The sequence below is a fragment of the Deinococcus proteolyticus MRP genome (assembly GCF_000190555.1).
Taxonomy (GTDB): Bacteria; Deinococcota; Deinococci; order Deinococcales; family Deinococcaceae; genus Deinococcus; species Deinococcus proteolyticus.
This window is the reverse complement of record NC_015161.1, coordinates 328735-349912: the sequence shown is the minus strand read 5'-3', so window position 1 is coordinate 349912 and position 21178 is coordinate 328735. Positions and strand designations below refer to the sequence as shown.

Here is a 21178-nt window from a genome sequence, read left to right as displayed (position 1 = left end):
ACCCCACTCCACTATCAACCCAGTCCACTTGCTCCGCCCATCCACCTACGGAGGTCCACCATGAACCGCACCCGTCCTCTTCTCCTGCTGTCTCTGCCCCTGGCTGCCCTCTCCTTAGGTGGGCTGGCTGCTGCTGGTGGCGGCTACGTGCCGGCCCCGGTCACGGCACCCGCTGCGGCGTCCGTTCCCATGTCCTCGTCGGCCACCACTTCCGCTGTCATTCCGGCACTGCCCCTGGCTGGGCGCGCCGCTAGCGGAACCGCCAGCACCACTGAGGCGAGCGGCATGAACAGCGCGGGCACCGGCACTGTGAGTAGCAGCACCGTGACGGTTGGCAGCCCTGCTGCAGCCGGCCAGCTCAGAAGCGCAGCAGACGCCGTCACCGCCGAGCTGCGCGACGCCAGCGGCGCGGTGAAGGGCGAAGTGTTTCTGACCCAGCTGTCTGCCGACGAACTGCTGATGAACGTGCAGGCCCAGGGCCTGACCCCCGGCCGCCACGGTATGCATGTGCATGCCGTAGGCCAGTGCAGCGACAAGGTGGTGGACGGCAAACCCACCGTCTTCGGCGCGGCCGAAGGACACTTTGACCCCGCTGCCACCAGCAACCACGGGGCGCCCGACACCCCCGCCGACCAGGCCCACGCCGGTGACCTGCCGATGCTGGAAGCAGGCAGCGACGGCCGCGCCGAGGCCGAATTCACCACCCGCAAGTTCACCCTGCGCGGTGAGAACGGCATTCTGGGCCGCTCGCTGATTGTCCATGCGGACGCCGACGACTACCAGACCGACCCCTCGGGCAACTCGGGTGCGCGGGTGCTGTGCGGCGTGATTGAAGGCCTGGAGGAATAGATAGCGGCTGTCCTCTAAACGCTATGAGACTGGGGAGCCCTGGCTTGAGGCTCCCCAGTCTCATGTTCGCTGCTCGGTATCAGCTGCTCGGCACCGGCCTCAGCCGGTCTTGGACAGGCGGTCCAGCACCAGCTTGGAAGCCAGCTTGAGCGACTCGAACACGCCCTTGCCGTTGATGGCCTCGGCCTCAATGACCGGCAGCTTCTTCTGGGGATCAATCACCGAGCGAATCACTTCGACCGGCAGGGCACCGGGCAGGTCGCGCTTGTTGATTTGCAGCACGATGGGCAGCGTCGCCATGTCCACGCCGTGCTCGGCCAGGTTCTCGCGCAGGTTGCGCATGCTCTCGGCGTTGGCGCGCAGGCGCTCGGGAGCCGAGTCGGCCACGAACACGATGCCGTCCACGCCGCGCAGAATCAGCTTGCGGCTGGCGTTGTAAAACACCTGCCCCGGCACGGTGTACAGGTGAAAGCGGGTCTTGAACCCCTGCACGCTGCCCAGCTCCAGCGGCATGAAATCGAAGAACAGGGTGCGCTCGTCCTCGGTTTCCAGGCTGACCATCTCGCCGCGCAGTTTCTCGGGCACTTTGGAAAAGACGTACTTGAGATTCACGGTTTTGCCGGCCACACCGGGACCGTAATAGACGATTTTGCAGTTGATTTCACGCGCAGCGAAATTGATGGTACTCATGTCTTTACCCCTTAGCCGAGCAGGTCGTCCAGCAGAGCACTGGCGCCTTTGGAGAAGTCTTCGTCGAATTCCACGGGCGGGGCGTCTTTCAGTTCGTCCAGAATCGCGGCCACTTCAGCGACCGCCTTCTTGGTCTGTACTTTGACCCGGCCCAGCGGCACGGTGGAATCGAAAATCAAGGTCAGCAAGCTGTCCTCGCCCACCGCTTCCACATAAAGCGTGCCGTTTTCACCCTGATGAATCTGCTCACTAAAGGCTTTTTCGCCCAGCATATTGGCCAGCGCAGAGGTGGCCGCCGCATTGCTGGCGACCAGGGTAGCCACGCTGTCCAGAGCCGGGGGCCGGGGGGCCCAGATGGCTTCCTTGTGAGACAACACGAAGCCCTTGCGGTCCACCAGCAGGCAGTAGCGCACGCCGGTATTTTTCAGCAGCTCTTCGAGATGTCGGTCAACTCTTTCGTAAGCGTCGCCGTACAGCGCCAGGGTGGGTTCAATCATCGTGAGACCCAGTATAAGAAAGGGCTGGCACGGGAGCCTGACAAGGAGACGGCTCATGAAGGATGAGGGCCCGGCCGGGAGAAGACCAGGAGGAGGGCCCAGTCTTTTCCGCAAGACCGGCTGAACCCGGCCTGAGGCGGCAGCCCGCATACTGAACGGCATGCAGATTGATTTCGCACATGCTCTGGAGCACGCGGTGGTGGTGCTGCCGGTCATCGTGGCGCTGGGCATCGCCGCCCAGATTCTGGCCTCGCGGCTGAAAATCCCCGCCATCTTGCCGCTGCTGCTGACCGGCTTTCTGGTCGGGCCGCTGCTGCACTTCATCAGCCCCGGCACCGTGCTGGGGTCGGGCCTGCAAACCCTGACCTCGCTGGCGGTGGCCGTGATTCTGTTCGAGGGCGGCCTGACGCTGAAGTTCAGCGACATCGCCGGGCATGGGCGGGCCGTGACCCGCCTGATTTCGGTGGGCGCCCTGGTGACCTGGGTGCTGGCCGCCGCCGGAGCGCACTTCATCACCGGACTGAACTGGGGCGTGGCCGCGCTGTTCGGGGCGCTGGTCATCGTGACCGGCCCGACGGTGATTGCCCCGCTGCTGCAAAACGTGCGCCCCAATGCCCGCGTGGGCGGCGTGCTGCGCTGGGAAGGCATCCTGATTGACCCGGTGGGCGTGCTGGCTGCCGCCATCGCCTTCGAGTGGGTGCGCTCGGCCAGCGGCGGCGAGGCGCTGACTGCCACACTGGTTCACCTGGCCGGGTACGTCGGTGTGGGCACACTGTTCGGGGCCGTGATGGGCCTGGCGCTGGTCTGGGCACTGCGGCGCGAGGTCATTCCCGATCATCTGGTCAACCCGGCGGTGCTGGCCTGGGTGCTGCTGGCCTTTGGCCTGACCGACATCTTCGTGCCGGAATCGGGCCTGCTGGCCGTGACCATCATGGGCATGATGGCGGCCAACATGAACGTGCCGCGCCTGAACGAACTGCTGCACTTCAAAGAAGAGGTAGTGGTGATTCTGCTGAGCACCATCTTTGTGGCGCTGGCCGCCAACGTGCCGGAAGCGTCGCTGCGGGCCGTGTTCCAGCCGGGGCCGCTGCTGCTGCTGCTGTTCATGCTGCTGGTAGTGCGCCCGGCCAGCGTCTTTATCAGCACAGTCGGGAGTAACCTCAGCGTAAAGGAGCGGGCCTTTATCAGCTACATCGGACCACGCGGGATTGTGGCCGCCGCCGTCAGTGCGCTGTTTGCCAGCCGCCTGACCGAGTTGGGCGTAGCGGGCGGCGACCAACTGCTGACCCTGGTGTTCACCGTGATTGTGGGGACAGTGGTGCTGGCTAGCCTGACCGCCAAGCCAGTGGCCCGCGCCCTGGGCGTGGCCGAAGCCGAGCCGGACGGCTTTCTGGTGGTGGGCGCCCACCCCTGGGCACGCGAGATTGCCCAGGCCCTGCAAGCCGAGGAGGTCGGCGTGATTCTGGCCGACACCAACCGCGCCAACGTGACCCAGGCCAAGGTGGACGGCCTGGCCGCGCACTACGGCAGCCTGCTGAGTGAAGCGGCGGACCGCTTGCCGCTGGAAGGCATCGGCAACCTGCTGGCGCTGACCCCCAGCGACGAGGCCAATACCCTCAGCGCCCGCAAGTACGAAAAGGCGTTCGGGCGCACCCACGCTTTTCAGCTGCAGCCGGGCGGCGAAAACCGCCGCACCCAGATGAAAGATGGCTACACCGCGACCAGCGCTTTTGCCGGGGCACCGACATTCACGCAGTTGCAGGAGCTGTACGAGGCAGGCGCACGGGTCAAGCGTACCCGCCTGACCGACAGTTACGGTCTGGCCGAGTACCTGCGCGACCTGCCGGAAAACGCTGTGCTGCTGCTGCATGGGCGCGAAGGCCGCTTTCAGGTGGCAACGGCCCTCCCCGACGCGGCCCCCGCGGGCAGCGTGATGGTGGCCCTGGTGCCGCCCGCAGGCACGCCTGACCAGCTGCCGGGGACGGACACGGGAGGAGAGCAAAGCGGCGCGGTCAGCCCGCAGGACTACACCACCAACGTGGCCGACCCGGAGAGAATGGAGCGCTAAGCGCGGGCGGGACATTCCGTCAGTGTGAAGGAGAGCACACTGGCGGGGATGTGGGGATTGGGATTACTCATGCTGCTGGCTATGGGCCCCGTGGTGGCCGTCATTTTCGCTGTCGTAGCCTACTTCGCCACGCGGCCAGAGCGGCGCACTGCGGCGGTGTGTTTCTGGGCATTCATGGGCCTGACCCTCCCCGCAGTTCCTATGCTCAGTTTTATGGGGCCACTGAGTCTGGACGAGGCGGTGGGGTTCTCCGGGGGCATATATGACTCCTGGCAAACGCCACTGGGGCATGGCTACTACCTCACATCTATTGACAGCTCAGATGCACTCCCATACCTCTACTTGCCCGGTGAAGTCACGAGCAGCTGGCCGGCACACAGGGTTGGCTGCGCTGGGCGGGACATCGTGGTGCAGAGCAGAGAAGACACCTCGCTCTACGCGCACCTCACCCCAGAGGGCCAGTTCCGTGAGCTTCGCAGCGTCGGGTCACTCGGGCCCATCGAATGGTCAAAAGCGGGAAGCCGGGAGATGCCTGCGAGCTGCCAGCCCACGCCTCCGCGCTGGCTCGGTGCCGCTTCTCTTCTGCTGTTTTTTCTGCCAGGGCTCCTTTGGCTAGGAGCGCCCATAGCCCTCGCCTGGCACTGGCGGCACCCCCCGAAGTCACAGGAGCTTTGAGACGCGAAAATAAGCGGGACATTCCGTCAGTGTGAGGGGGAGCACACTGGCGAGGATGGTGGGCATTCTTATCTCTGGTCTGCTGGTACTGATTCTGGTAGGACTTGCAACCGCCGGCTTCGTGCTCGGTCATCCTAAAAATCGCCGAGGAATGAGCGCTCCCTGGGTCATGGCCGGACTCTGCCTGCCGGTGGCGCTGCTCATCAGTTCAGCGGGAGTTCTTTGTGTGGACGAGTGGACAGGCTTTTCGCAGGGGATTCATGATTCTAACCAAACTTCACTCGGCAACGGCTACTTCATCTCTTTCGGTGACGCTCCAGACCACTCCTTCCATCTAAGCTTTCCCAACGAAAGGGAGAGCAAGTGGCAGGTAGTGCGGGTAGGGTGCAGCGGGAAAGATATCGTGATGCAATCGGGGAATGAGCCTTCGCTGTACGCTCATCTGACTCCGCAGGGCGGGTTTATTGATAACGGCGTAAGTATGCGCTGCTAAACTCTAGAGCGTGTCAGCAACCCGATTGAACTTAGCGACCGATGTTCTGCTCCTAGCGAATCTGCGGCATAAGGCAAACTGAGCTGAGATGACACGCCGAGCCTATCGCAGCGACCTTGACGATGAAACCTACTTGTTCATCCTGCCCTACTTTCTACTGAGGCCCGAAGATGCGGCGCAGCGGATCTATCCCATCAGAGAAGTCCTCAATAGCCTCTTCTGGATTGCCCGGACGGGAAGTCCCTGGGAATATCTCCCACACGACTTCCCACCCTATAAAATTGTTCACCAGCAAGCGCTGCGCTGGTTCGAGCACGGCTGCTTCGAGAATCTGGTCCATGACTTGAGGATGATGGACCGTGCAGCAGTTGGACGGGACGCTGTCCCGTCCGTCGCCATCATTGACAGTCGAACCCTGCAAAGTACACCTGAAAGTGGTCACCGATCAGGCTATGACGGCGCGAAAAAGCGGAATGGCAGCAAGGTGCATGCGGCGGTGGACACTCTGGGCCATGTCATTGCTCTGCTGGTCACCTCCGCAGATGAACAAGACCGCGAACAGGTCTACGATCTATGTCACCAGATTCAGACTGTCACTGGTGACTGTGTTGATGTCGTGCTGGCAGATGGTGGCTACACCGGGGAACAGGCAGAGATTGACGCTGCACTGCTGGATATTGAGCTGGTCGTTGTGAAACGACCAGCTGGAGCATCGGGATTTGTCCTGCTTCCCAAGCGCTGGATCGTAGAACGAAATTTTGCTTGGGCCGCCCGTTTCCGCCGCTTAGGACGTGATTTGGAGCGGTTGCCTTCTACCTTGCTTGGCTTTCACTGGCTGGCCTTCGCTATTCTGTCTCTACAGAAATTGGTTGCCTAGATTTGGATGGGGTTGCTGACACGCTCTAGGGACCGTGGAATGGCAACCGAACCAATATTCTCGTGCCCAACTTGAGGAGCGGCGTCTGGCTGCTACCGAGTGGCTGCAGCAAGGCAGCCACACACACCGCGAAATCGCTGCTCACTTCGGCGTCTCCGTGCTCACGGTGACTTCTTGGAGTGCTCGGCTCAGAAAGAAGGGAAGCTTGCAAGCGACGGTCAGCTCTGGTCGTCCTGCTCGGCTGACTGAGTCTCAGCACGACCAGCTTCGCACCCTCCTGCGGGAGGGTGCTCTGCAGCATGGGTTTCCTGACGAAACTTGGACGACAAAACGTGTGGCAGAGCTGATCGGGCGGCACTTCGAGGTGTGGTACCACCATGATCACGTCCGTAAAATCCTACGAAAGTTGGGGTTCAGCCCACAGATGCCAGATGGGCGGGCTGCTGAGCGGAGCGAACTTCGGATTGCATCCTGGCGGGAACAGGTGCTCCCGGAGTTGGAAAAAAAAGGTCGCTGAGGGAGCCACAATCATCTATCTGGATGAGGTCGGATTCTCGTTGAAAGGCGTGCGAAGGCGAACGTGGTCCCCCAGGGGCGTGACGCCCCTGGTCACGCTCAGAGCGAACTGGGAGAAGCTTTCGACGATTGGGGCGATCACTTCAGATGGACGATTCTTCCAGCACACAACATCCGGAGCGATCCGCAGTGGAGAGGTCATCCGATTCTTTGGGCACATCCTGCGCCAAGTTCAGGGGAACATCGTCGTGGTGCTGGACAATGCGAAAATTCATCACGCGAAAGTAACCCAGGCGTTCGTGGGAACCCACGAACGCCTCTCTCTGATCTTTCTGCCTCCGTATGCTCCAGAGTTGAACCCGATCGAGTTGGTGTGGGCCTACGTCAAGCGCAATGTGTTGGGGAACTTTTGTGCCCACTCCATCAGAGCGCTGAAAAAGAGGCTTGTCACCGCCTGGCAGCGGGTCCGCTATATTCACCTGCCCCGTCAGCTTATGGACGCCAACTTACGCCGCTATCAATAGAGAACTTAGTGACATCACGGCTCTGAAAACTGTGCAATGGTCGCCCGACGGAGAGAGCACCGTCCCCACAGCCTATCAGCCCCAGAAACCGCTGAAATTCGCCGTCTTGAGTGGCGTTGTGGGCCTCTTGCCGCTGGTGAGCTGGCTGGCTGGACTTATCTGGCTGACCTCACCGGACCGCCGTTCACCCTTTCAAACAAACGGGCGCTATAAAGCGTAAAGAAACTGGGCCACCCTAGAGCGGCCCAGCCTTGCAGAAATTAACCCTTAGCCGGCTTTGGCGCTGGCGCGGGGTTCCAGGGCGTAGAAGGCCACCACGGCCACCAGCACGCCCACCCAGCCGGGGGCACCGGCCAGGCTCATGCTGAACGGACGGCCCAGGACGGTGCTGCCCAGGCGGCCTTCCAATTGGTCACCGGTCTGCTGCGCCGCGATATCCCAGCCGATGATGGGTTCACCGAAACGGCCGGTCACGCGGTCCACACCGCGCAGGGTCAGCCGCTGGTCGCCGATGGTGCCGCGCAGCTCGCCGCCTTCGAGGGCCACGGTGATGTTCTGGTCTCCCACTTTGCCCTGCACGCCGGTTTCGGTGATTTCCAGTTCAATGTTCTTGCCGTGCAGGCGGCTGCCGGCGCGGCCCACAATCTTGTCTTCCTGAATCTCGCAGCGAACGCCGAAGCCCTCGCCTTCCTGGCCGATGCGGCCCTTGATGACTTCATTCATAACGGCAAGTATACGGGCTAAAGGTAAGCCAGGTTCTTAAGGGCGGCGGCGCGGAGCCGCGCCCAGGCGCTCAAACCACTCGCGGCGGCTGAGGGGCGGCCCACCTTCACCCAGCTGCACGCGGCCCACCTGCCAGCCCTCGAACAGAATCCGCAGCGCTCCGCCGAGCAGCGGTTCCCCGAAATGCGCGGGCAGCGGCCCATCCCTATCTGCGGACAGGCGCAGGGTGCGGCCGTCCCAGGCCAGATGCGGGCACTCCGGCTGGTGCGCGGCCCAGAACATCCCGCCCGTCTCGAAGCGCACGGCCCGCACCCGCAGCGGCGGCTCGGGGACCTCGGCGTCCCAGACTTCCTGGCCGTACACCTCGGCGTAGGCGGCGTACAGTTCGGTCTGAAGCTGCGCCGCTTCGGACCGCAGGCGGGCTTCCTCGCGGCCTGTCAGGCGCCAGGGAGTATCCAGCTCGGCCTGCAGGTCCAGCAGCGCCCGCTCCAGCCGGAACATCCGCTGGGGGGCGCTAGGCGGCGGGAGCGGAGGCGGGGGGTCGCCCTCCAGCGTGCGGGCTGGGTCCGTATAGTCGCTGCGGCCCCAGCCGGAGACCTCGCGCAGTTCGCCGCCCTCGATCACCCACAGCCGGGTCGCCACCTCGCGGGCAAAGCGCCGGTCGTGGGTCACGATGACCAGCGCCCCACTGTAGGCCTTGACCGCCGCTTCCAGCGCTTGCAGCGCCTCGATATCCAGGTGGTTGGTGGGTTCGTCCAGCAGCAGAATGTCCGAGCGCAGGCTACTCACCAGCGCCAGCCCTGCCCGCGAACGCTCGCCGCCCGACAGCTGCTCGGGCGTCTGCTCCCAGTGCGCGGCCCCGAAGCCCGCCGCACCCAGCAGCGCCGCCGCCGCGTCTCCGAAGCGTTCCCCGAACTGGGCGTACAGACCACGCCCCGGCGTCAGGCCGTGCCAGGTCTGGTCCAGATAGGCCAGCGTGACGCCGCCCGCCAGGCGCAGCAGCGGCTCGGGGGAGCCAGCTTCTGGCAGGTCGGGCCGCTGCTCACCGGCCAGCAGCCGCAGCAGGGTGGATTTGCCGGTGCCGTTGGCGCCCAGCAGGGCCACCCGGTCGCCCTGGCGCAGCCGGAAACGGGCCTGCCGCAGCACGGTGCGGCCCCCGTAGGTCACGCTGAGGTGCTCTCCCCAGGCCAGCAACCGGGCGCGGCTGTCGCCGGCCAGCAGCCGCATTCGCAGTTGCCGCTCGGGCAGGGGCGCTCCCGGCACCGCCACCCGCCCCGCCCGTGAGCGCACCGCCGCCGAGCGCTGGCCCCAGCGGTCCAGTTGCCCTGCCGCTGCCGTCAGGCGGCCGGCCTCGCGCTCCTGCAGGCGGCTGCGGCGGCCCAGACTGCGGCGCTCAAGGTCGCGCTGCGCCCGCGCCCGGCTGTAGCCGCCGGGATACTCGCTCAGCTCGCCGCCGGCCAGCCACAGCGAGCGGGTGGCCACCGCGTCCAGAAAGTCGCGGTCGTGACTGGTGAGCAGCACGCCGCCGCCAAAATTCCGCAGCCAGCCTTCCAGCCACTCGCGCATGCGGATGTCCAGATGGTTGGTGGGTTCGTCGAGCAGCAGCAACTCCGGCTCGCGGGCCAGCGTCAGGGCCAGGGCCAGCCGGGTCTGCTCGCCGCCCGAAAGCGAGCGGGCCTTGCGCTCTTCCAGGCCCGGCAAGGCCCGCAGGCCCAGCGCCGCCAGCATGCGCCCCAGCCGGGCAGGCCAGGCGGCCGCCTGCACCTGCTGCAAGTGGGCCTGCACCTCGCTCCAGCGCTCCAGCGCGGCTGGGTCGTCCAGCCGGGCCGCCAGTGCGCCGGCCTCGGCTTCCAGGGTGCGGTAGGGGTGAGCGGCAGCCAGCAGGTCACCTACCCGCGCACCGGGCGCGAAGTCGTGGTGCTGCTCCAGGGTGGCCAGCTGCAGCCCTGGCTGCCGCCACAGCTCGCCGCTGTCGGGCCGCCGCGCACCACTCAGCAGCTCCAGCAACGTGGTCTTGCCCGCGCCGTTGCGGCCCAGCAGGGCCACCCGCTCACCGCCGCGCAGCTCCAGCGACGTGCCCGCCAGCAGGTCGCGCTCCGGCACAGCAAAGTGCAGGTCGTAGGCGCGGAGAAGCAGAGTCACGCGCTCCAGTGTAGCTGCCACCTCACGGAGCCTACCCTCCACCGGGTTTCGGTAAGGCCGGGTTTCGGTAAAGGAGGTGGCCGGCGTCCAGCCGGAGCCTGGTCAGCAGACCGCATAAAGCCGCGTGCAGGCGGCCAGCGCACTGCTATGGTAAACCTGTGCGGCACAGACAATCCGTCCGGTCCATCCGTCCGGTTCCGAAAAGAAGCCTGTCAGACCGGGAGGTCACAATGGAATCCGGAAGTTCGGGCCACAGGCGTCTCGCCTCAGCCTATCTCCCGGAAAGCCCCCAGACATGAACCGACCTGCCTCCGATACTCCGGCCCCCAACACTCTGGCAACCGACACTCTGGCAACCGCGCCGGCCTCCGCCCAGGACCCCTGGGTGGTGGCGGCCCTGTACCAGTTCCGCACTTTGGAGGACCCGGCCGCCGTTCGGGACCGGCTGAAGGCCGAGTGCAGCCGCCTGGGCCTGTGCGGCACCCTGATTGTGGCGCCCGAGGGCATCAACGGGACGGTGGCGGGGAGCCGGGCTGCCATCACGGCGCTGCACGCGCTGCTGCTGGACCTGGGCTTCACGGACATGGAATACAAGGAGTCACAGGCCCCCGCGCAGCCCTTCAAGCGCATGAAGGTGCGGCTGAAAAAGGAAATCGTGACCCTGGGCGTAGAGGTGCGTCCCCGCGACCTGGTCGGCCATTACCTGAATCCTGAACAGTGGAACGCCCTGCTGGACGACCCGGACGTGGTGCTGATAGACACCCGCAACCGCTACGAGTACCAGGCCGGCACCTTCCGGGGGGCGCTGGACCCGCAGACCGATTCGTTCCGCGAGTTCCCGGCGTGGCTCCAGCAGCACCGCGCCGAGCTGGAAGGCAAAAAGGTCGCCATGTTCTGCACCGGCGGCATCCGCTGCGAAAAGAGCACCAGCCTGCTGCTGCAAGAAGGCTTCTCGGAGGTGTATCACCTGGAAGGCGGCATTCTGCGGTATCTGGAAGAAATGCCCCAGGAGCGCAGCCGCTGGCAGGGGGAATGCTTCGTGTTCGACGAGCGGGTCACGGTGGGGCACGGGCTACAGCCGGGGCAGGCCGAGATGTGCTGGTCCTGCGGCTGGCCGCTGGGCGACGCCGAACGCGCCGACCCCCGCTTCGAGCGCGGTGTGAGCTGCCCGCACTGCGCGGAGCAGACCACCGAGGCGCAAAAGGCCGCCTTCCGCGAACGCCAGCGCTGGTTCGACGGGAGAACGGGATGACCTCGGGCAAAGGCGGGCGTGGGCGCAGCGGACGCCCCACGGTCCATACCGTCGCCAAGGCGGCGGGCGTGGGCGTGGGCACGGTGTCACGCGTGCTGAACAATCACCCCTCGGTACGCGGTGAAACCCGCGAACGGGTGCTGGCGATTATCGAGGACCTGAACTACCGGCCCACCCCACAGGCCCGGCGGCCGCTGCCCAGCGAACACCCCCTGATCGGCGTGATGGTGGCCGACCTGTATTCGGTGTGGCAAAGCCGCATTATCCGGGGCGTGGAAACGGCACTTGCCGGGCAGGACTACGGCCTGATGGCCTTCGCGCTGGGCAGCCCACAGCGCGCCGCACAGGTGGCGCAGCCGGGACACCCCAGTGCCCTGGCGCAGGGCCTCCTGCTGTGCGACGACGCGGCCTACCGCAGCTGGACCGGCCAGGAACGCAGCCAGCCGACCGTGCGGCTGGGCGCCGTCACCGAGGACCTGGACTATGTGGCCATAGACAATCGCTACGGTGGCCTGATTGCCGGCGAGTACGCAGCCACGCTCCCCGGCGAAATTGTGGGGGTGTGGCTGCGGGGCCAGCTCAAGGAGCGCCAAGCGACCCGCAAGGGCTTTGTGGAAGGGGTGGAAAGCGCCGGGCGGCAGGTTATTCAGCACATTGAGGTCGAGCCCCAAGACCACCTGCACCGGGTGGCTGCCGAACTGCTGGACCGGCTGCCCGACCGTGCCACCGTCATGACCCACGGGGACGACCTGGCCCTGGCCCTTATTACCGAGGCGCAGCTCCGTGGGCTGCCGGTCGGTGATGACCTGAAAGTGATTGGCTACGGCGACCACTCGCAAGCAGCGCTGGTGGGCCTGACCACCGTGCATCAGCCGCTGGAGGAAATGGCCACGCGCAGCACCGAACTGCTGCTGGACCGCATTCAGGAACGGCACGAAGGTGCGCCGCCCCGCGAGCAGCAGTTCCAGCTGCTGACGCCACGGCTGGCCCTGCGTGGGACCGCCTGAAACTGCGCTGACCCCCGCCCGGAACCACAGCGAAGCGCAGCGCAGGGCAAGCGGGGACTGTCCTCTGGCCTTATCCTTCCCGCCGCAGTCGGGCGGCAGTCGGGCGGCAGGTCACAGCCCAATAGAGTAACCTAGGAAACAATGGATGTTCCGGCTTCCCTGCCTGCCGATGTGCCTGCCGACGTGATTGGTGCCGAGCAGCACGCCCTGCTGCTGGCAGGCGACGAGCAGGCCTGGTTCCAGCTGATTCAGGAACACGAGGGCCGGATGTACGGGTATCTGTACCGCCTGGAAGGCAACAGCGAGAACGCCCTGGACCTGACGCAGGAGGTGTTTTACCGGGCGTGGCGGTCGTTCGGCACCTTTCAGCCGGGGCAGCGCTTCTTGCCGTGGCTGTACGCCGTGGCCCGCAACACCCAAATCGAGTCGCACCGCCGCAAGCAGCACGCCCGCTTCAGCCTGGACCAGGCGCAGGAGGAAATCGGGTTCGAGGTGCCCAGCGAGGCCCGCACGCCGGTGCAGGCCGCCGAGAGCAGCGATGCCCAGGACCGTGTGCAGCGAGCGCTGATGCAGCTTCCCGAGGATTACCGCGAGGCGGTGGTGCTGCGCTTTATGGAAGACCTGCCCTACGAGGAAATCGCCCAGCTTCAGGGCGTGGCCCTGGGCACCGCCAAAAGCCGGGTATACCGCGCCAAAGAGCAGTTGGCCGAACTGCTGGCCGGGCAAGTGAACTGAGCCTGGAGCAGTTGGCAGGAAGTTGGCACAGCTCTGCGGCGGGCAGCCCCGGCGAGCAAAGCGAAAAATGCCGGCCAGGACGGGCGTCTAAAGCGGTGGGCTGGAGCACTGAGCGCAGGTGGGCGCCACTCTCCGCCGCCGACCTGCTGGCCGGTTCACCAGCGGGGGCGGCCCGCCTACGGAATCTCCACTTCGGCCTGGGCCCCCGCTTGCTGCGCCAGCAGCAGGTCAAGGACGACCGGCCCATGCTTGAGCAGGTAAGTCAGGAAACTCAGCTCGCGCTCCTGGGGGTGGCCGTGGGGAAGCAGGTGGGTTTGCAGCCGCGAAAGCTGGCCGCTGCGGGTGTCCTCCTGCCGGGCCAGGGCGGCCAGTGCCCGCTGCTGCAGGGCAGCGAAATGGCGCTCGGTGTACTGACGGGCACGTTCGCTGCCGCGCTCCAGCGTGGGGTCCAGCGCGGCCAGCTCGGCGCTGAGGGCCTGCCACTCGCGCCCCAGCGCCGCCAGCCGCTCCTGTGAGGCGGCACTCAGCTCACGCTCGGCCGCCAGCGAGCGGCCCAGTACGCCCTGCGGGTCGGCCTGTACCTCGGCAGCGGTGGCCCCCAAGCGGCGCAGCAGGCGGGCCACGTTGGGCTCCAGCCAGGTCACGCTCAGGCGCGGCCACACCACCGGCTGCTGCACGCCGTGCAGGTCGTACACGCCGGCCAGCTGGGCCAGGTAGGCGATTTCACCGTCGCCCAGAATCAGGGCCAGGTTGGGCAGCAGGCTGTCCTGCACGGTGGGGCGCAGCCCAGCGGCCGGGGTGATGCGGCTGGGGTCGCGGTCCAGGAGACCGAGCAGCTCGGCCTGGGTGTAGGTGCGGCCGTCATCGGTGCTGAACGTGTCGCCGCTGAAGCGCAGCAGCCGGCGCCCGCCGTCGTCACCTTCCAGGAAAAGGTTGGTGGCGCCTGCCGGGCGGCGCAGCTGCGGGGTCAGGCCCAGGGCACTCAGACGCTCGGCAGCAGCTTCGATTCGTGCGGGGCCTTCCAGTGGGCCGTGCAGTTCGCGGGCAATGGCCGGGGCCATCAGCCGCGCCAGTGGCGGGAACAGCGGGTCCAGCAGCAGCAGGCCGTGCTGGCCCAGCAGCCCGTGCATCAGCCGGGCGAACACGTCGGCCCAGCCGGGGGCGCTGCCATCTGACAGCGGCTGCACAGCGGCGTCCAGCCGGGCCAGCACGGCGCGGCGGTGGGGCTCCGGCGCGGCCAAGCCTTCCAGCAGCCGGCCCAGCGCCGCCGTCCACTCCGGCTGCCAGGGTACGCGGCCCACCGGCTGCCCAGCCGGCAGGTCCACTACCTCGCGCCAGAGCTGCTCTTCCAGGTCCAGCAGGCTGACCCAGGCCACTTCTTCGGCGTCGTGGTCCTGGCTGGCAATCCAGAACACGCCTACCACCGGGGCGTCCTCCCGGCTCAGCTCGCGGGCCAGCAGCGCGGCGTCGGCGGCCTTGTGGACCGCGTAGGCCGGGCCGGTCAGCAGTCCGGCCTGCTGCCCCGCCACCACCACCCGCGCCGCCGGGTGGGCCAGGGCGTCCAGCGCGGCAGCCGTGGCCGGGGTCAGCAGGCCCAAGTGGGCGTGATACTCGCGCAGCGCCGCCACCAGCGCCGCCCGCTGCTCAGCGCCGAGCTGGGTGCTGGCCTCGCCGGCAGCGGCCCAGTGCCGCACCCACTCACGCGGCGTCCCCTGGGGCTGCGCCTGGCTGAAAAAGTCGTGCAGTGCCCCCCGGCGGTAGGCAGCAGCCACGCTCAGGCCGGCGAGGTCAGGCCGCGGGGAGGCAGGACTGGATGAGGTGGACAGCGGGATAGGGTCGGACACCCGCTCAGGCTAGCTCAGTTGTGCGGCCCGGCGGCCGAATCTGGAAACAATCTGCCGGGCGCGGGACACCCGCTTCAGCGCAGCGGCTCGCGCCCGGCTTCCAGCAGCCCTTCGCGGTCGGTCAGCACGATGCGGCGGTAGCCCAGGTCCAGCAGCCCCCGGTTGCGGAACTCGCCCAGCAGCTTGGTAATCGTCTCACGGGTACTGCCCACGATATGCGCCAGCTCCTGATGCGAGAGCCGGTCTTGCAGGGCGAACGGCTGCTTCCCATCCCATTCGCCCTGGCGCTCGGCAAAGTCCAGCAGGGTGCGGGCCAGCCGCTGCGAGACCTCGTGAAAGACCAGTCCAGCCAGCCGGCCCTGCAACGCCGCAGTCTGCGCGACAATCTGCTCGGTGAGTGCCTGGGAAATTTCGGGCGAGTCGCGCAGCAGCCGCTCCAGCGTCTCTCGGCTGAACATCAGGGCTTCGGTGTCGTCGGCGCACTCGGCGTAGCGGCCGTACAGCTGCCCAGGGCGCAGGGCCTGCACGCCCACCAGCTCGCCCTCCAGATGCACCACCAGCGTGACTTCGCGGGCGCCGGCACCCAGGCTGTACAGCCGCACGCTGCCACGGGTCAGCAGATACAGAACCTCGGCCGGGTCCTCCGGATGAAACAGCAAGCCGCCTCTTCCCCAGCGCCCAGTGCGGGCTACTGCACGCAATTGGTCCAGGGCCTGTGGGGGCAGGGCCGCGAATGCACCAGGGGTCATAGCTCACAGTTTGCCACACCGGCCCCCGACTTGCGAGCTCCTTCACATTGTGGGCTCACCGCCGTTCATCTGCCGCTGTGCTGCCCACGTTACACTGCCCGCGATGACGCGCCCTCTCCCCTGCCGGCCCCTGCTCGCCTTTTTGCTGCCGCTGGCCCTGAGCGCGTGGCCAGCCGCGCAGGCCCGGCCCCTGAGCGTAGGCGGCGAAGTGCAGAGTGCGGCGCTAGACAGCCGCGAGCTGGGCAGCGGCGAGGGGCTGGCCGTCTGGACGCTGCCGCGCCTGGGCGTGGCGGTCCGCAACGACCCGCAGGACCTGCGGCTGCTGTACGGCAACCGAGAACTGCGCTGGGCACCGGGACGCGGCTGGCAGGCGGTGGGCTTCGCACCCGGCGGACAGCTGCCCGCCCCCGAGAAGGTGGGCCAGAGTCTGTACGTGGGCCTGGACGTACTCCGCGCTCTCGGCCTGTCCCTGACCGTCACCCCGCAGACGGTAGAGGTGCCGGCGCCGCGCAGCCACCCGGCCGGCACGCTGCCGCCCAGCCAAGCCCCGGCCATTCCAGCAGGCACGGCCAGCAGCCGCAGCACCCACACGCTGGTCGGCGCGCGCCACAGCGCCCACCGCCAGCGCACAGTGGAGTTCCAGCGCACCGTGCTGGAGTTGCAGGGCGGCGGCGAGGCCTTTTATCAGGTGCAGCAGCGTGAAGGCGGCGTGACCGTGTCGCTGCCCTACACCCAGGCCGCCGCCCGCTCGGAGCTTCTGGACGGCGGCGCCGTGCTGCTGGTGCAGACGGCCGGCAGCGGCAGCCGGGTGGACCTGCTGACTGGCGGCGGCCAGACCCACATCCTCACCCTGCAAAACCCCACGCGCATCGTGCTGGATACCGTGGTGTACCGCGACCGCAGCCAGACCCCGCCGGTGGCCGAAGGGCTGCTGCCCCAGGGCGTGCGCTACCGCCAGCAAGGGGGCCTCAGCCTGCTCAGCTTTGACCCCAGCCGCTACCGGCCCCGCGTGGTCAGTGCTCCCTGGGGCCAGCGCACCGGGCTGGCGGCACTGGTGCGCTCGGCCGGCGGTGTGGCCGGCATCAACGGCGGATATTTCGACATGCAGAGCGGCAAGCCGGTAGACCTGGTGGCCCAGGGCGGCGTGATGCGGATCGGCAGCCTCCAGAAGCGGGCCACCCTGGGCTTTACCCCGGCAGGCGAGGTGCTGCTGGGCTACCCCGCGCCGCGCTATGTGGCCGAGGTGAACGGCCAGCGCCTGCTGGTCAACCAGATGACACCGCTGCCCCGCCCGGAGCTGCTCACGGCCTGGGCCGGCGACGGACGCACGGTAGGCGCCGCCGGCCTGGTCACGCTGACCCTGCGCCCCGGCGGCAGCCAGGTGCAGGCCGCGCAGAGCGGCCCGGTGGGCACCCGTCCCGGTGAGCTGTACCTCACCTTCGACCCGGCCCGCTTTCCGGCGCTGCCCCGTACGGCGGGCAGCCCGCTCTCACTCACACTGGAGTGGAACGCCAGCGACGCCCCCTGGCCCAGCAGTCAGGACGCCCTGAGTGCCGGGCCGCTGCTGCTGCGCGGCGGCCAGAGCGTGCTGAATCCGCAGCGCGAGGGCTTCGACACCTCGGGCAGCATCTGGCGGGCCACCCACCAGACCGCTTTTGGCCTGCTCGGCGGCTGGCCCACCTTCGCCTACCTGGAGCGCGGCACGCCCGAGCAGCTGCTGGCCGCCCTGCGCGCCGCCGGCCTGAGCGACGCCGTGCGGATGGACAGCGGCGGCAGCAGCGCCGTGTACTTGACCGGCGGGTATGCCGACCTGGGCGGTTACCTGAACCCGGCCTGGAGCCGCGACATTCCCAACGCCGTGGTGATGGTGCCGCGCTGAGGCGCTGGGGCCTACACTGCTGCTATGACTTCCGACCAGCTTGCCCCCCACGCCATCCAGGCGCTGCTGTTCGACTTCGACGGCACCATCATGGACACCGAAACCACCGAGTTCCGGCACTGGCAGCGGCTGTACGGTTCGCACGGGCGGGAGCTGCACTTACGCGACTGGCAACGCGGCATCGGCACCTGGGGCGCGTTCGACCCCTGGGCCGGGCTGCCGCAGGAGGTGCAGGCCGACCGCGAACGGGTGGGCGGCGACCTGCACCGGGGCCTGCTGGAAGAACTGCGCGGACAGGACCTGCGCCCCGGCGTGGTGCGGCTGCTGGACGAAGCCCAGGCGGCCGGGCTGCGGCTGGCCCTGGTCACCAGCTCGGACCGTGCCTGGGTGACCGAATGGCTCACGCAGCATGGTCTGCTGGACCGCTTCGAGACCCTGTGTACCAAAGACGACGTCGCCCGCGTGAAACCCGACCCGGAACTGTACGCGCTGGCCGTACGGCGCCTGGGCCTGCGTCCGGAGGCCTGCGTGGCCGTGGAAGACAGCCTCAACGGAGCCACCGCTGCCGTGGCGGCGGGCGTGCGGGCGGTGGTGGTGCCCAACGAGGTGACTGCCTCGCAGCCGTTCCCGCCCGCCTGGCCGCGCCTGGAGGATTTCAGCGGGGGCCTCAGCGCCCTGCTGGCAGCACTGGACGGCTGAGCCCCTGGGCCAAACGCCCCAACCCTAAAGGCGCTCAGGTGCCGGCAGCGGTGCTACCTTCGGTGCTATGAGCGACGCGCCCCCCCGCAAGAAGCTGAGCCTGCCGCAGCTGATGAGCCCTGCTGCCCCACTGGTGATGGTCACCGCCTACGACCATGCTCAGGCGCGCCACGCCGAGGGGGCTGGGGTGGACCTGATTCTGGTAGGCGACTCCTTAGGCAATGTCGTGCTGGGCTATGACAGCACCGCGCAGGTCACCCTGGCCGACATGCTGCACCACGCCCGCGCCGTGCGCCGGGGTGCGCCGCAGACGTTTATGGTGGTGGACCTGCCGTTCGGCACCTATCAGCTGGGCACGGAAGAAGCCCTGCGGGCCGCCGTGCAGCTGGTGCAGGAAGCCGGCGCCGACGCGGTCAAGTTGGAGGGCGCAGCCCCCAACGACCTGGCCTGCGTGCGCCGCATCAGCGCCGCCGGCATTCCGGTCATGGGCCATGTGGGGCTGCTCCCGCAGACCGCCACGGCCCAGGGCGGGCTGAAAGTACAGGGCAAGGACGAAGCCTCGGCGCGGCGAACGCTGGAGGGCGCAGCCGCGCTGCAAGAAGCAGGCGCCTTTAGCGTGGTGCTGGAAGCCATTCCCGCCGCGCTGGCCGCCCTGATTACCGAGCGCATCCAGATTCCCACCATCGGCATCGGCGCAGGCGTGGAGTGTGACGGTCAGGTGCTGGTCTACCACGACATTCTGGGCGTGTACGAAGGCCCGGTGATGAAGATGGTGCGCCGCTACGCCGAGGTCGGCCAAATCAGCCGCGAGGCCCTGAGCCGCTACGCCGCCGAAGTGCGGGAGCGCAGCTTCCCTGCCGAGGCCAACAGCTTCGGCATGACGGACGGCGTGCTGGAAAAGCTGTATTGAGGGCCAGGAGCTGGGGGCAGAGGGTACAGCGGGCACCGAGGATATAGCGGGTGCAGAGGCTAAAGCTTCCCGGAGCCCTTTGCGCTCCAGCCGGCGCTCCCCCCTCTTCAGCTCCCCGCATAGCCTTGACGAATACTGCATAGCGCGCTAGAGTAATAAACATAACCGCTCGGAACCTTCTAGTAAGGCGAGCGGGTTTTTTCTTGCTGGTCTTGTCTGCCCGGTCGGTTGCTGCCCGGCTTTGTCCCCGTCTGGCTCCGCCCCCTCCTGGCTTTGCACCGGGGCGGCGCACTGTCTGGCCGCACATTGTTTGGCGGTGCTCAGACGAATTGCGCCGCAGCCGCCTATGCTGGAGCGATTTTGCTTTGCCGGGGAAGGCGGGCTGAGGCCAGTACCCTTTTGTCCTGCCTCTTCTGTGCCCCCCGCCCCTTCTGTGCCCCTGCCTGTTTCCGTGCCACACGCGCCCAAGGAGTTCCATGACCCAGACCCTTACCCCTACCGAAGCCACCGCCGCCGCGCCCCGCGTAGGCTTTATCAGCCTGGGCTGCCCCAAAGCGCTGGTAGACAGCGAACGTATCCTGACCCAGCTGCGGGCCGAGGGCTACGAGGTGGCTCCCAACTACGAGGACGCGCAGGCCGTAATCGTGAATACCTGCGGCTTTATCACCCCGGCCATTGAGGAATCGCTCTCGGCCATCGGGGAGGCGCTGGACGCCACCGGCAAGGTTATCGTGACCGGCTGCCTGGGCGAGCGCCCCGAGAAAATCATGGAGCGGCACCCCAAGGTCTCGGCCATCACCGGCAGTGAAGCGGTTGACGACGTGATGGGCCATGTGCGGGACCTGCTGCCGGTGAACCAGGACGCCTTTACCGGGCTGCTGCCGGTGCCCGCTCCGGGCATGCGCCCGGTTGCCGCGCCCGCTGTAGGCCCCGAGCGCGAACAGACCCGCCACGGCGACGTGTTCGCACCCAGCGTGCGCCTGACCCCACGCCACTACGCTTACGTGAAGGTGGCCGAAGGCTGCAACCACACCTGCGCCTTTTGCATCATTCCCAAGCTGCGCGGCCTGCAGGTGTCGCGTGACGCCGGCTCGGTGCTGTACGAGGCCTTCCGGCTGGTGGCGGGCGGCACCAAGGAACTGGTGGTCATCGCGCAGGACACCAGCGCCTACGGGGTGGACATCCGCTACCGCGAAAGCGAGTTCCAGGGCGAGCAGGTCCGCGCCCACCTGACCGACCTGGCCGAGAAATTGGGCGAACTGGGCGCCTGGGTGCGGATGCACTACGTGTACCCCTACCCGCACGTGGACCGCATTGTGGAGCTGATGGCCCAGGGCAAAATCCTGCCTTATCTGGACGTGCCCCTCCAGCACGCCAGCCCCAAAATCCTGCGGGCCATGCGCCGCCCCGGAGCAGGCAAGCAACTGGACACCATCCGCCGCTGGCGCGAGATCTGCCCGGAGCTGACCATCCGCTCCACCTTTATCGTGGGCTTTCCCGGCGAAACCGAAGAAGACTTCCAGGAACTGCTGGACTTCCTGGAAGCCGCGCAGCTGGACCGGGTGGGGGCCTTTACCTACTCCGAGGTGCCTGAGGCCGACGCCAACGCCCTGCCCGGCGCGGTGCCCGAAGAGGTCAAGGAAGAGCGCCTGGCCCGCTTCATGGAAGTGGCGCAGCGCATCAGCATGGCGCGGCTGGCACAGAAGGTGGGCCGCGTGATGGACGTGATTATCGACGAATACAACGACGACGAGGGAGACCAGCCCGGCACCCGCCTGATCGGGCGCACCAAAGGTGACGCCCCCGGCATTGATGGGCAGGTGTACCTGTACGCCGGCGACTTCGCAGGCCAAATCAAGGTGGGCGATATCGTGCAGGCCCGTATAGAGGACAGCGACGAATACGACCTGTTCGGGGAAGTGGTGGCCCGGCCTGAGTGGCGGCCCAACGTGCCGATGCTGGGGCATTTCGGGCACTAGGCACCGGAGAGCGGCAGCAGACGTGAAGCAGAAGGCCCAGAGTGCTCCGGAGCCTTCTGCTTTCCGTCTT

Annotated in this window: 18 protein-coding genes; 12 read left to right on the top strand and 6 right to left on the bottom strand. The window is 67.2% G+C overall.

The genetic code is table 11. The annotated features are described in order from the left end of the window. Positions 1-60 precede the first annotated feature (60 nt). Positions 61-849 carry a superoxide dismutase family protein gene (locus tag DEIPR_RS01720; RefSeq protein ID WP_013614107.1) on the top strand — a complete coding sequence of 263 codons (789 nt, stop codon included), beginning with the start codon at positions 61-63 and terminating at the stop codon, positions 847-849. A gap of 99 nt (positions 850-948) precedes the next feature. On the opposite strand, the gene mglA is transcribed toward DEIPR_RS01720, so the two are convergent. Further along, the gene (gene mglA, locus DEIPR_RS01715) at positions 949-1539 is read right to left on the bottom strand and encodes a GTPase MglA (protein ID WP_013614106.1); all 591 of its coding nucleotides are present in this window, start codon (positions 1537-1539) and stop codon (positions 949-951) included. Between the two features lie 11 nt (positions 1540-1550). Then, positions 1551-2036 (bottom strand): GTPase-activating protein MglB, encoded by a 486-nt coding sequence (mglB, locus tag DEIPR_RS01710; RefSeq protein ID WP_013614105.1) that lies wholly within the window; start codon positions 2034-2036, stop codon positions 1551-1553. A gap of 160 nt (positions 2037-2196) precedes the next feature. Here mglB and DEIPR_RS01705 point away from each other — a divergent pair, with 160 nt between their 5' ends. The 4 genes from DEIPR_RS01705 (at position 2197) to DEIPR_RS14400 (ending at position 7189) form a co-directional block, all read left to right on the top strand. Next, positions 2197-4104, top strand: a complete 1908-nt coding sequence (locus DEIPR_RS01705) for a cation:proton antiporter (protein ID WP_013614104.1) — start codon at positions 2197-2199, stop codon at positions 4102-4104. Positions 4105-4834: 730 nt separating this feature from the next. Then, entirely contained in the window at positions 4835-5272 is a 438-nt protein-coding gene (locus DEIPR_RS01695) for a hypothetical protein (protein WP_041221890.1), read from the top strand. Positions 5273-5360: 88 nt separating this feature from the next. Then, a complete protein-coding gene (locus DEIPR_RS01690) occupies positions 5361-6149 on the top strand; it encodes an IS5 family transposase (RefSeq protein ID WP_013614101.1) in 789 nt (262 codons plus the stop codon). A 34-nt stretch (positions 6150-6183) separates the two neighbouring features. After that, a protein-coding gene (locus DEIPR_RS14400) for an IS630 family transposase (protein WP_218921235.1) occupies positions 6184-7189 on the top strand; the annotation gives its coding sequence in 2 pieces (ribosomal slippage) (positions 6184-6651 and positions 6653-7189; 1005 coding nt in all). 267 nt (positions 7190-7456) lie between these two features. Here DEIPR_RS14400 and DEIPR_RS01675 read toward each other — a convergent pair. Continuing rightward, positions 7457-7912: a hypothetical protein gene (locus tag DEIPR_RS01675; RefSeq protein ID WP_013614100.1), complete on the bottom strand. Its 456-nt coding sequence runs from the start codon at positions 7910-7912 to the stop codon at positions 7457-7459. A 36-nt stretch (positions 7913-7948) separates the two neighbouring features. Beyond that, positions 7949-10054 carry an ABC-F family ATP-binding cassette domain-containing protein gene (locus DEIPR_RS01670; RefSeq protein WP_041221888.1) on the bottom strand — a complete coding sequence of 702 codons (2106 nt, stop codon included), beginning with the start codon at positions 10052-10054 and terminating at the stop codon, positions 7949-7951. A 295-nt stretch (positions 10055-10349) separates the two neighbouring features. Between DEIPR_RS01670 and trhO the strand changes: the two genes are divergently transcribed. From trhO to DEIPR_RS01655, 3 genes are all read left to right on the top strand, one after another. Continuing rightward, the gene (gene trhO / locus DEIPR_RS01665) at positions 10350-11306 is read left to right on the top strand and encodes an oxygen-dependent tRNA uridine(34) hydroxylase TrhO (RefSeq protein WP_013614098.1); all 957 of its coding nucleotides are present in this window, start codon (positions 10350-10352) and stop codon (positions 11304-11306) included. Continuing rightward, complete coding sequence (locus DEIPR_RS01660; RefSeq protein ID WP_013614097.1) at positions 11303-12313, top strand: LacI family DNA-binding transcriptional regulator; 1011 nt, start codon at positions 11303-11305, stop codon at positions 12311-12313. The genes trhO and DEIPR_RS01660 overlap by 4 nt, the downstream gene beginning before the upstream one ends. A gap of 141 nt (positions 12314-12454) precedes the next feature. Next, on the top strand, positions 12455-13048 hold the full coding sequence (locus DEIPR_RS01655) for an RNA polymerase sigma factor (RefSeq protein WP_013614096.1): 594 nt from the start codon (positions 12455-12457) through the stop codon (positions 13046-13048). A 176-nt stretch (positions 13049-13224) separates the two neighbouring features. Here the strand turns inward: DEIPR_RS01655 and bshC are convergent, their stop codons facing one another. Beyond that, complete coding sequence (gene bshC / locus DEIPR_RS01650) at positions 13225-14820, bottom strand: bacillithiol biosynthesis cysteine-adding enzyme BshC (RefSeq protein ID WP_013614095.1); 1596 nt, start codon at positions 14818-14820, stop codon at positions 13225-13227. A 146-nt stretch (positions 14821-14966) separates the two neighbouring features. Continuing rightward, positions 14967-15641 (bottom strand): Crp/Fnr family transcriptional regulator, encoded by a 675-nt coding sequence (locus DEIPR_RS01645; protein WP_013614094.1) that lies wholly within the window; start codon positions 15639-15641, stop codon positions 14967-14969. 103 nt (positions 15642-15744) lie between these two features. Here DEIPR_RS01645 and DEIPR_RS01640 point away from each other — a divergent pair, with 103 nt between their 5' ends. The 4 genes from DEIPR_RS01640 to rimO all read left to right on the top strand — a co-directional run bounded on the left by DEIPR_RS01640 (position 15745) and on the right by rimO (position 21108). Continuing rightward, on the top strand, positions 15745-17520 hold the full coding sequence (locus DEIPR_RS01640; RefSeq protein ID WP_013614093.1) for a hypothetical protein: 1776 nt from the start codon (positions 15745-15747) through the stop codon (positions 17518-17520). A 24-nt stretch (positions 17521-17544) separates the two neighbouring features. Continuing rightward, positions 17545-18219 carry an HAD-IA family hydrolase gene (locus DEIPR_RS01635; RefSeq protein ID WP_013614092.1) on the top strand — a complete coding sequence of 225 codons (675 nt, stop codon included), beginning with the start codon at positions 17545-17547 and terminating at the stop codon, positions 18217-18219. Between the two features lie 67 nt (positions 18220-18286). After that, on the top strand, positions 18287-19129 hold the full coding sequence (gene panB, locus DEIPR_RS01630; protein WP_013614091.1) for a 3-methyl-2-oxobutanoate hydroxymethyltransferase: 843 nt from the start codon (positions 18287-18289) through the stop codon (positions 19127-19129). A gap of 476 nt (positions 19130-19605) precedes the next feature. After that, a complete protein-coding gene (gene rimO, locus DEIPR_RS01625; RefSeq protein ID WP_013614090.1) occupies positions 19606-21108 on the top strand; it encodes a 30S ribosomal protein S12 methylthiotransferase RimO in 1503 nt (500 codons plus the stop codon). Positions 21109-21178 lie beyond the last annotated feature (70 nt).

What these genes read in the sequence shown, in the direction of transcription:
- DEIPR_RS01690 (WP_013614101.1), top strand. Translation starts at nt 5,361, where the DNA reads ATGACACGCCGAGCCTATCGCAGCGACCTTGACGATGAAACCTACTTG.
- DEIPR_RS01655 (WP_013614096.1), top strand. Translation starts at nt 12,455, where the DNA reads ATGGATGTTCCGGCTTCCCTGCCTGCCGATGTGCCTGCCGACGTGATT.
- panB (WP_013614091.1), top strand. Translation starts at nt 18,287, where the DNA reads ATGAGCGACGCGCCCCCCCGCAAGAAGCTGAGCCTGCCGCAGCTGATG.
- DEIPR_RS01640 (WP_013614093.1), top strand. Translation starts at nt 15,745, where the DNA reads ATGACGCGCCCTCTCCCCTGCCGGCCCCTGCTCGCCTTTTTGCTGCCG.
- DEIPR_RS01645 (WP_013614094.1), bottom strand. Translation starts at nt 15,641, where the DNA reads ATGACCCCTGGTGCATTCGCGGCCCTGCCCCCACAGGCCCTGGACCAA.
- rimO (WP_013614090.1), top strand. Translation starts at nt 19,606, where the DNA reads ATGACCCAGACCCTTACCCCTACCGAAGCCACCGCCGCCGCGCCCCGC.
- mglB (WP_013614105.1), bottom strand. Translation starts at nt 2,036, where the DNA reads ATGATTGAACCCACCCTGGCGCTGTACGGCGACGCTTACGAAAGAGTT.
- DEIPR_RS01705 (WP_013614104.1), top strand. Translation starts at nt 2,197, where the DNA reads ATGCAGATTGATTTCGCACATGCTCTGGAGCACGCGGTGGTGGTGCTG.
- DEIPR_RS01720 (WP_013614107.1), top strand. Translation starts at nt 61, where the DNA reads ATGAACCGCACCCGTCCTCTTCTCCTGCTGTCTCTGCCCCTGGCTGCC.
- DEIPR_RS01660 (WP_013614097.1), top strand. Translation starts at nt 11,303, where the DNA reads ATGACCTCGGGCAAAGGCGGGCGTGGGCGCAGCGGACGCCCCACGGTC.
- trhO (WP_013614098.1), top strand. Translation starts at nt 10,350, where the DNA reads ATGAACCGACCTGCCTCCGATACTCCGGCCCCCAACACTCTGGCAACC.
- DEIPR_RS01675 (WP_013614100.1), bottom strand. Translation starts at nt 7,912, where the DNA reads ATGAATGAAGTCATCAAGGGCCGCATCGGCCAGGAAGGCGAGGGCTTC.
- DEIPR_RS01635 (WP_013614092.1), top strand. Translation starts at nt 17,545, where the DNA reads ATGACTTCCGACCAGCTTGCCCCCCACGCCATCCAGGCGCTGCTGTTC.
- mglA (WP_013614106.1), bottom strand. Translation starts at nt 1,539, where the DNA reads ATGAGTACCATCAATTTCGCTGCGCGTGAAATCAACTGCAAAATCGTC.
- DEIPR_RS01695 (WP_041221890.1), top strand. Translation starts at nt 4,835, where the DNA reads ATGGTGGGCATTCTTATCTCTGGTCTGCTGGTACTGATTCTGGTAGGA.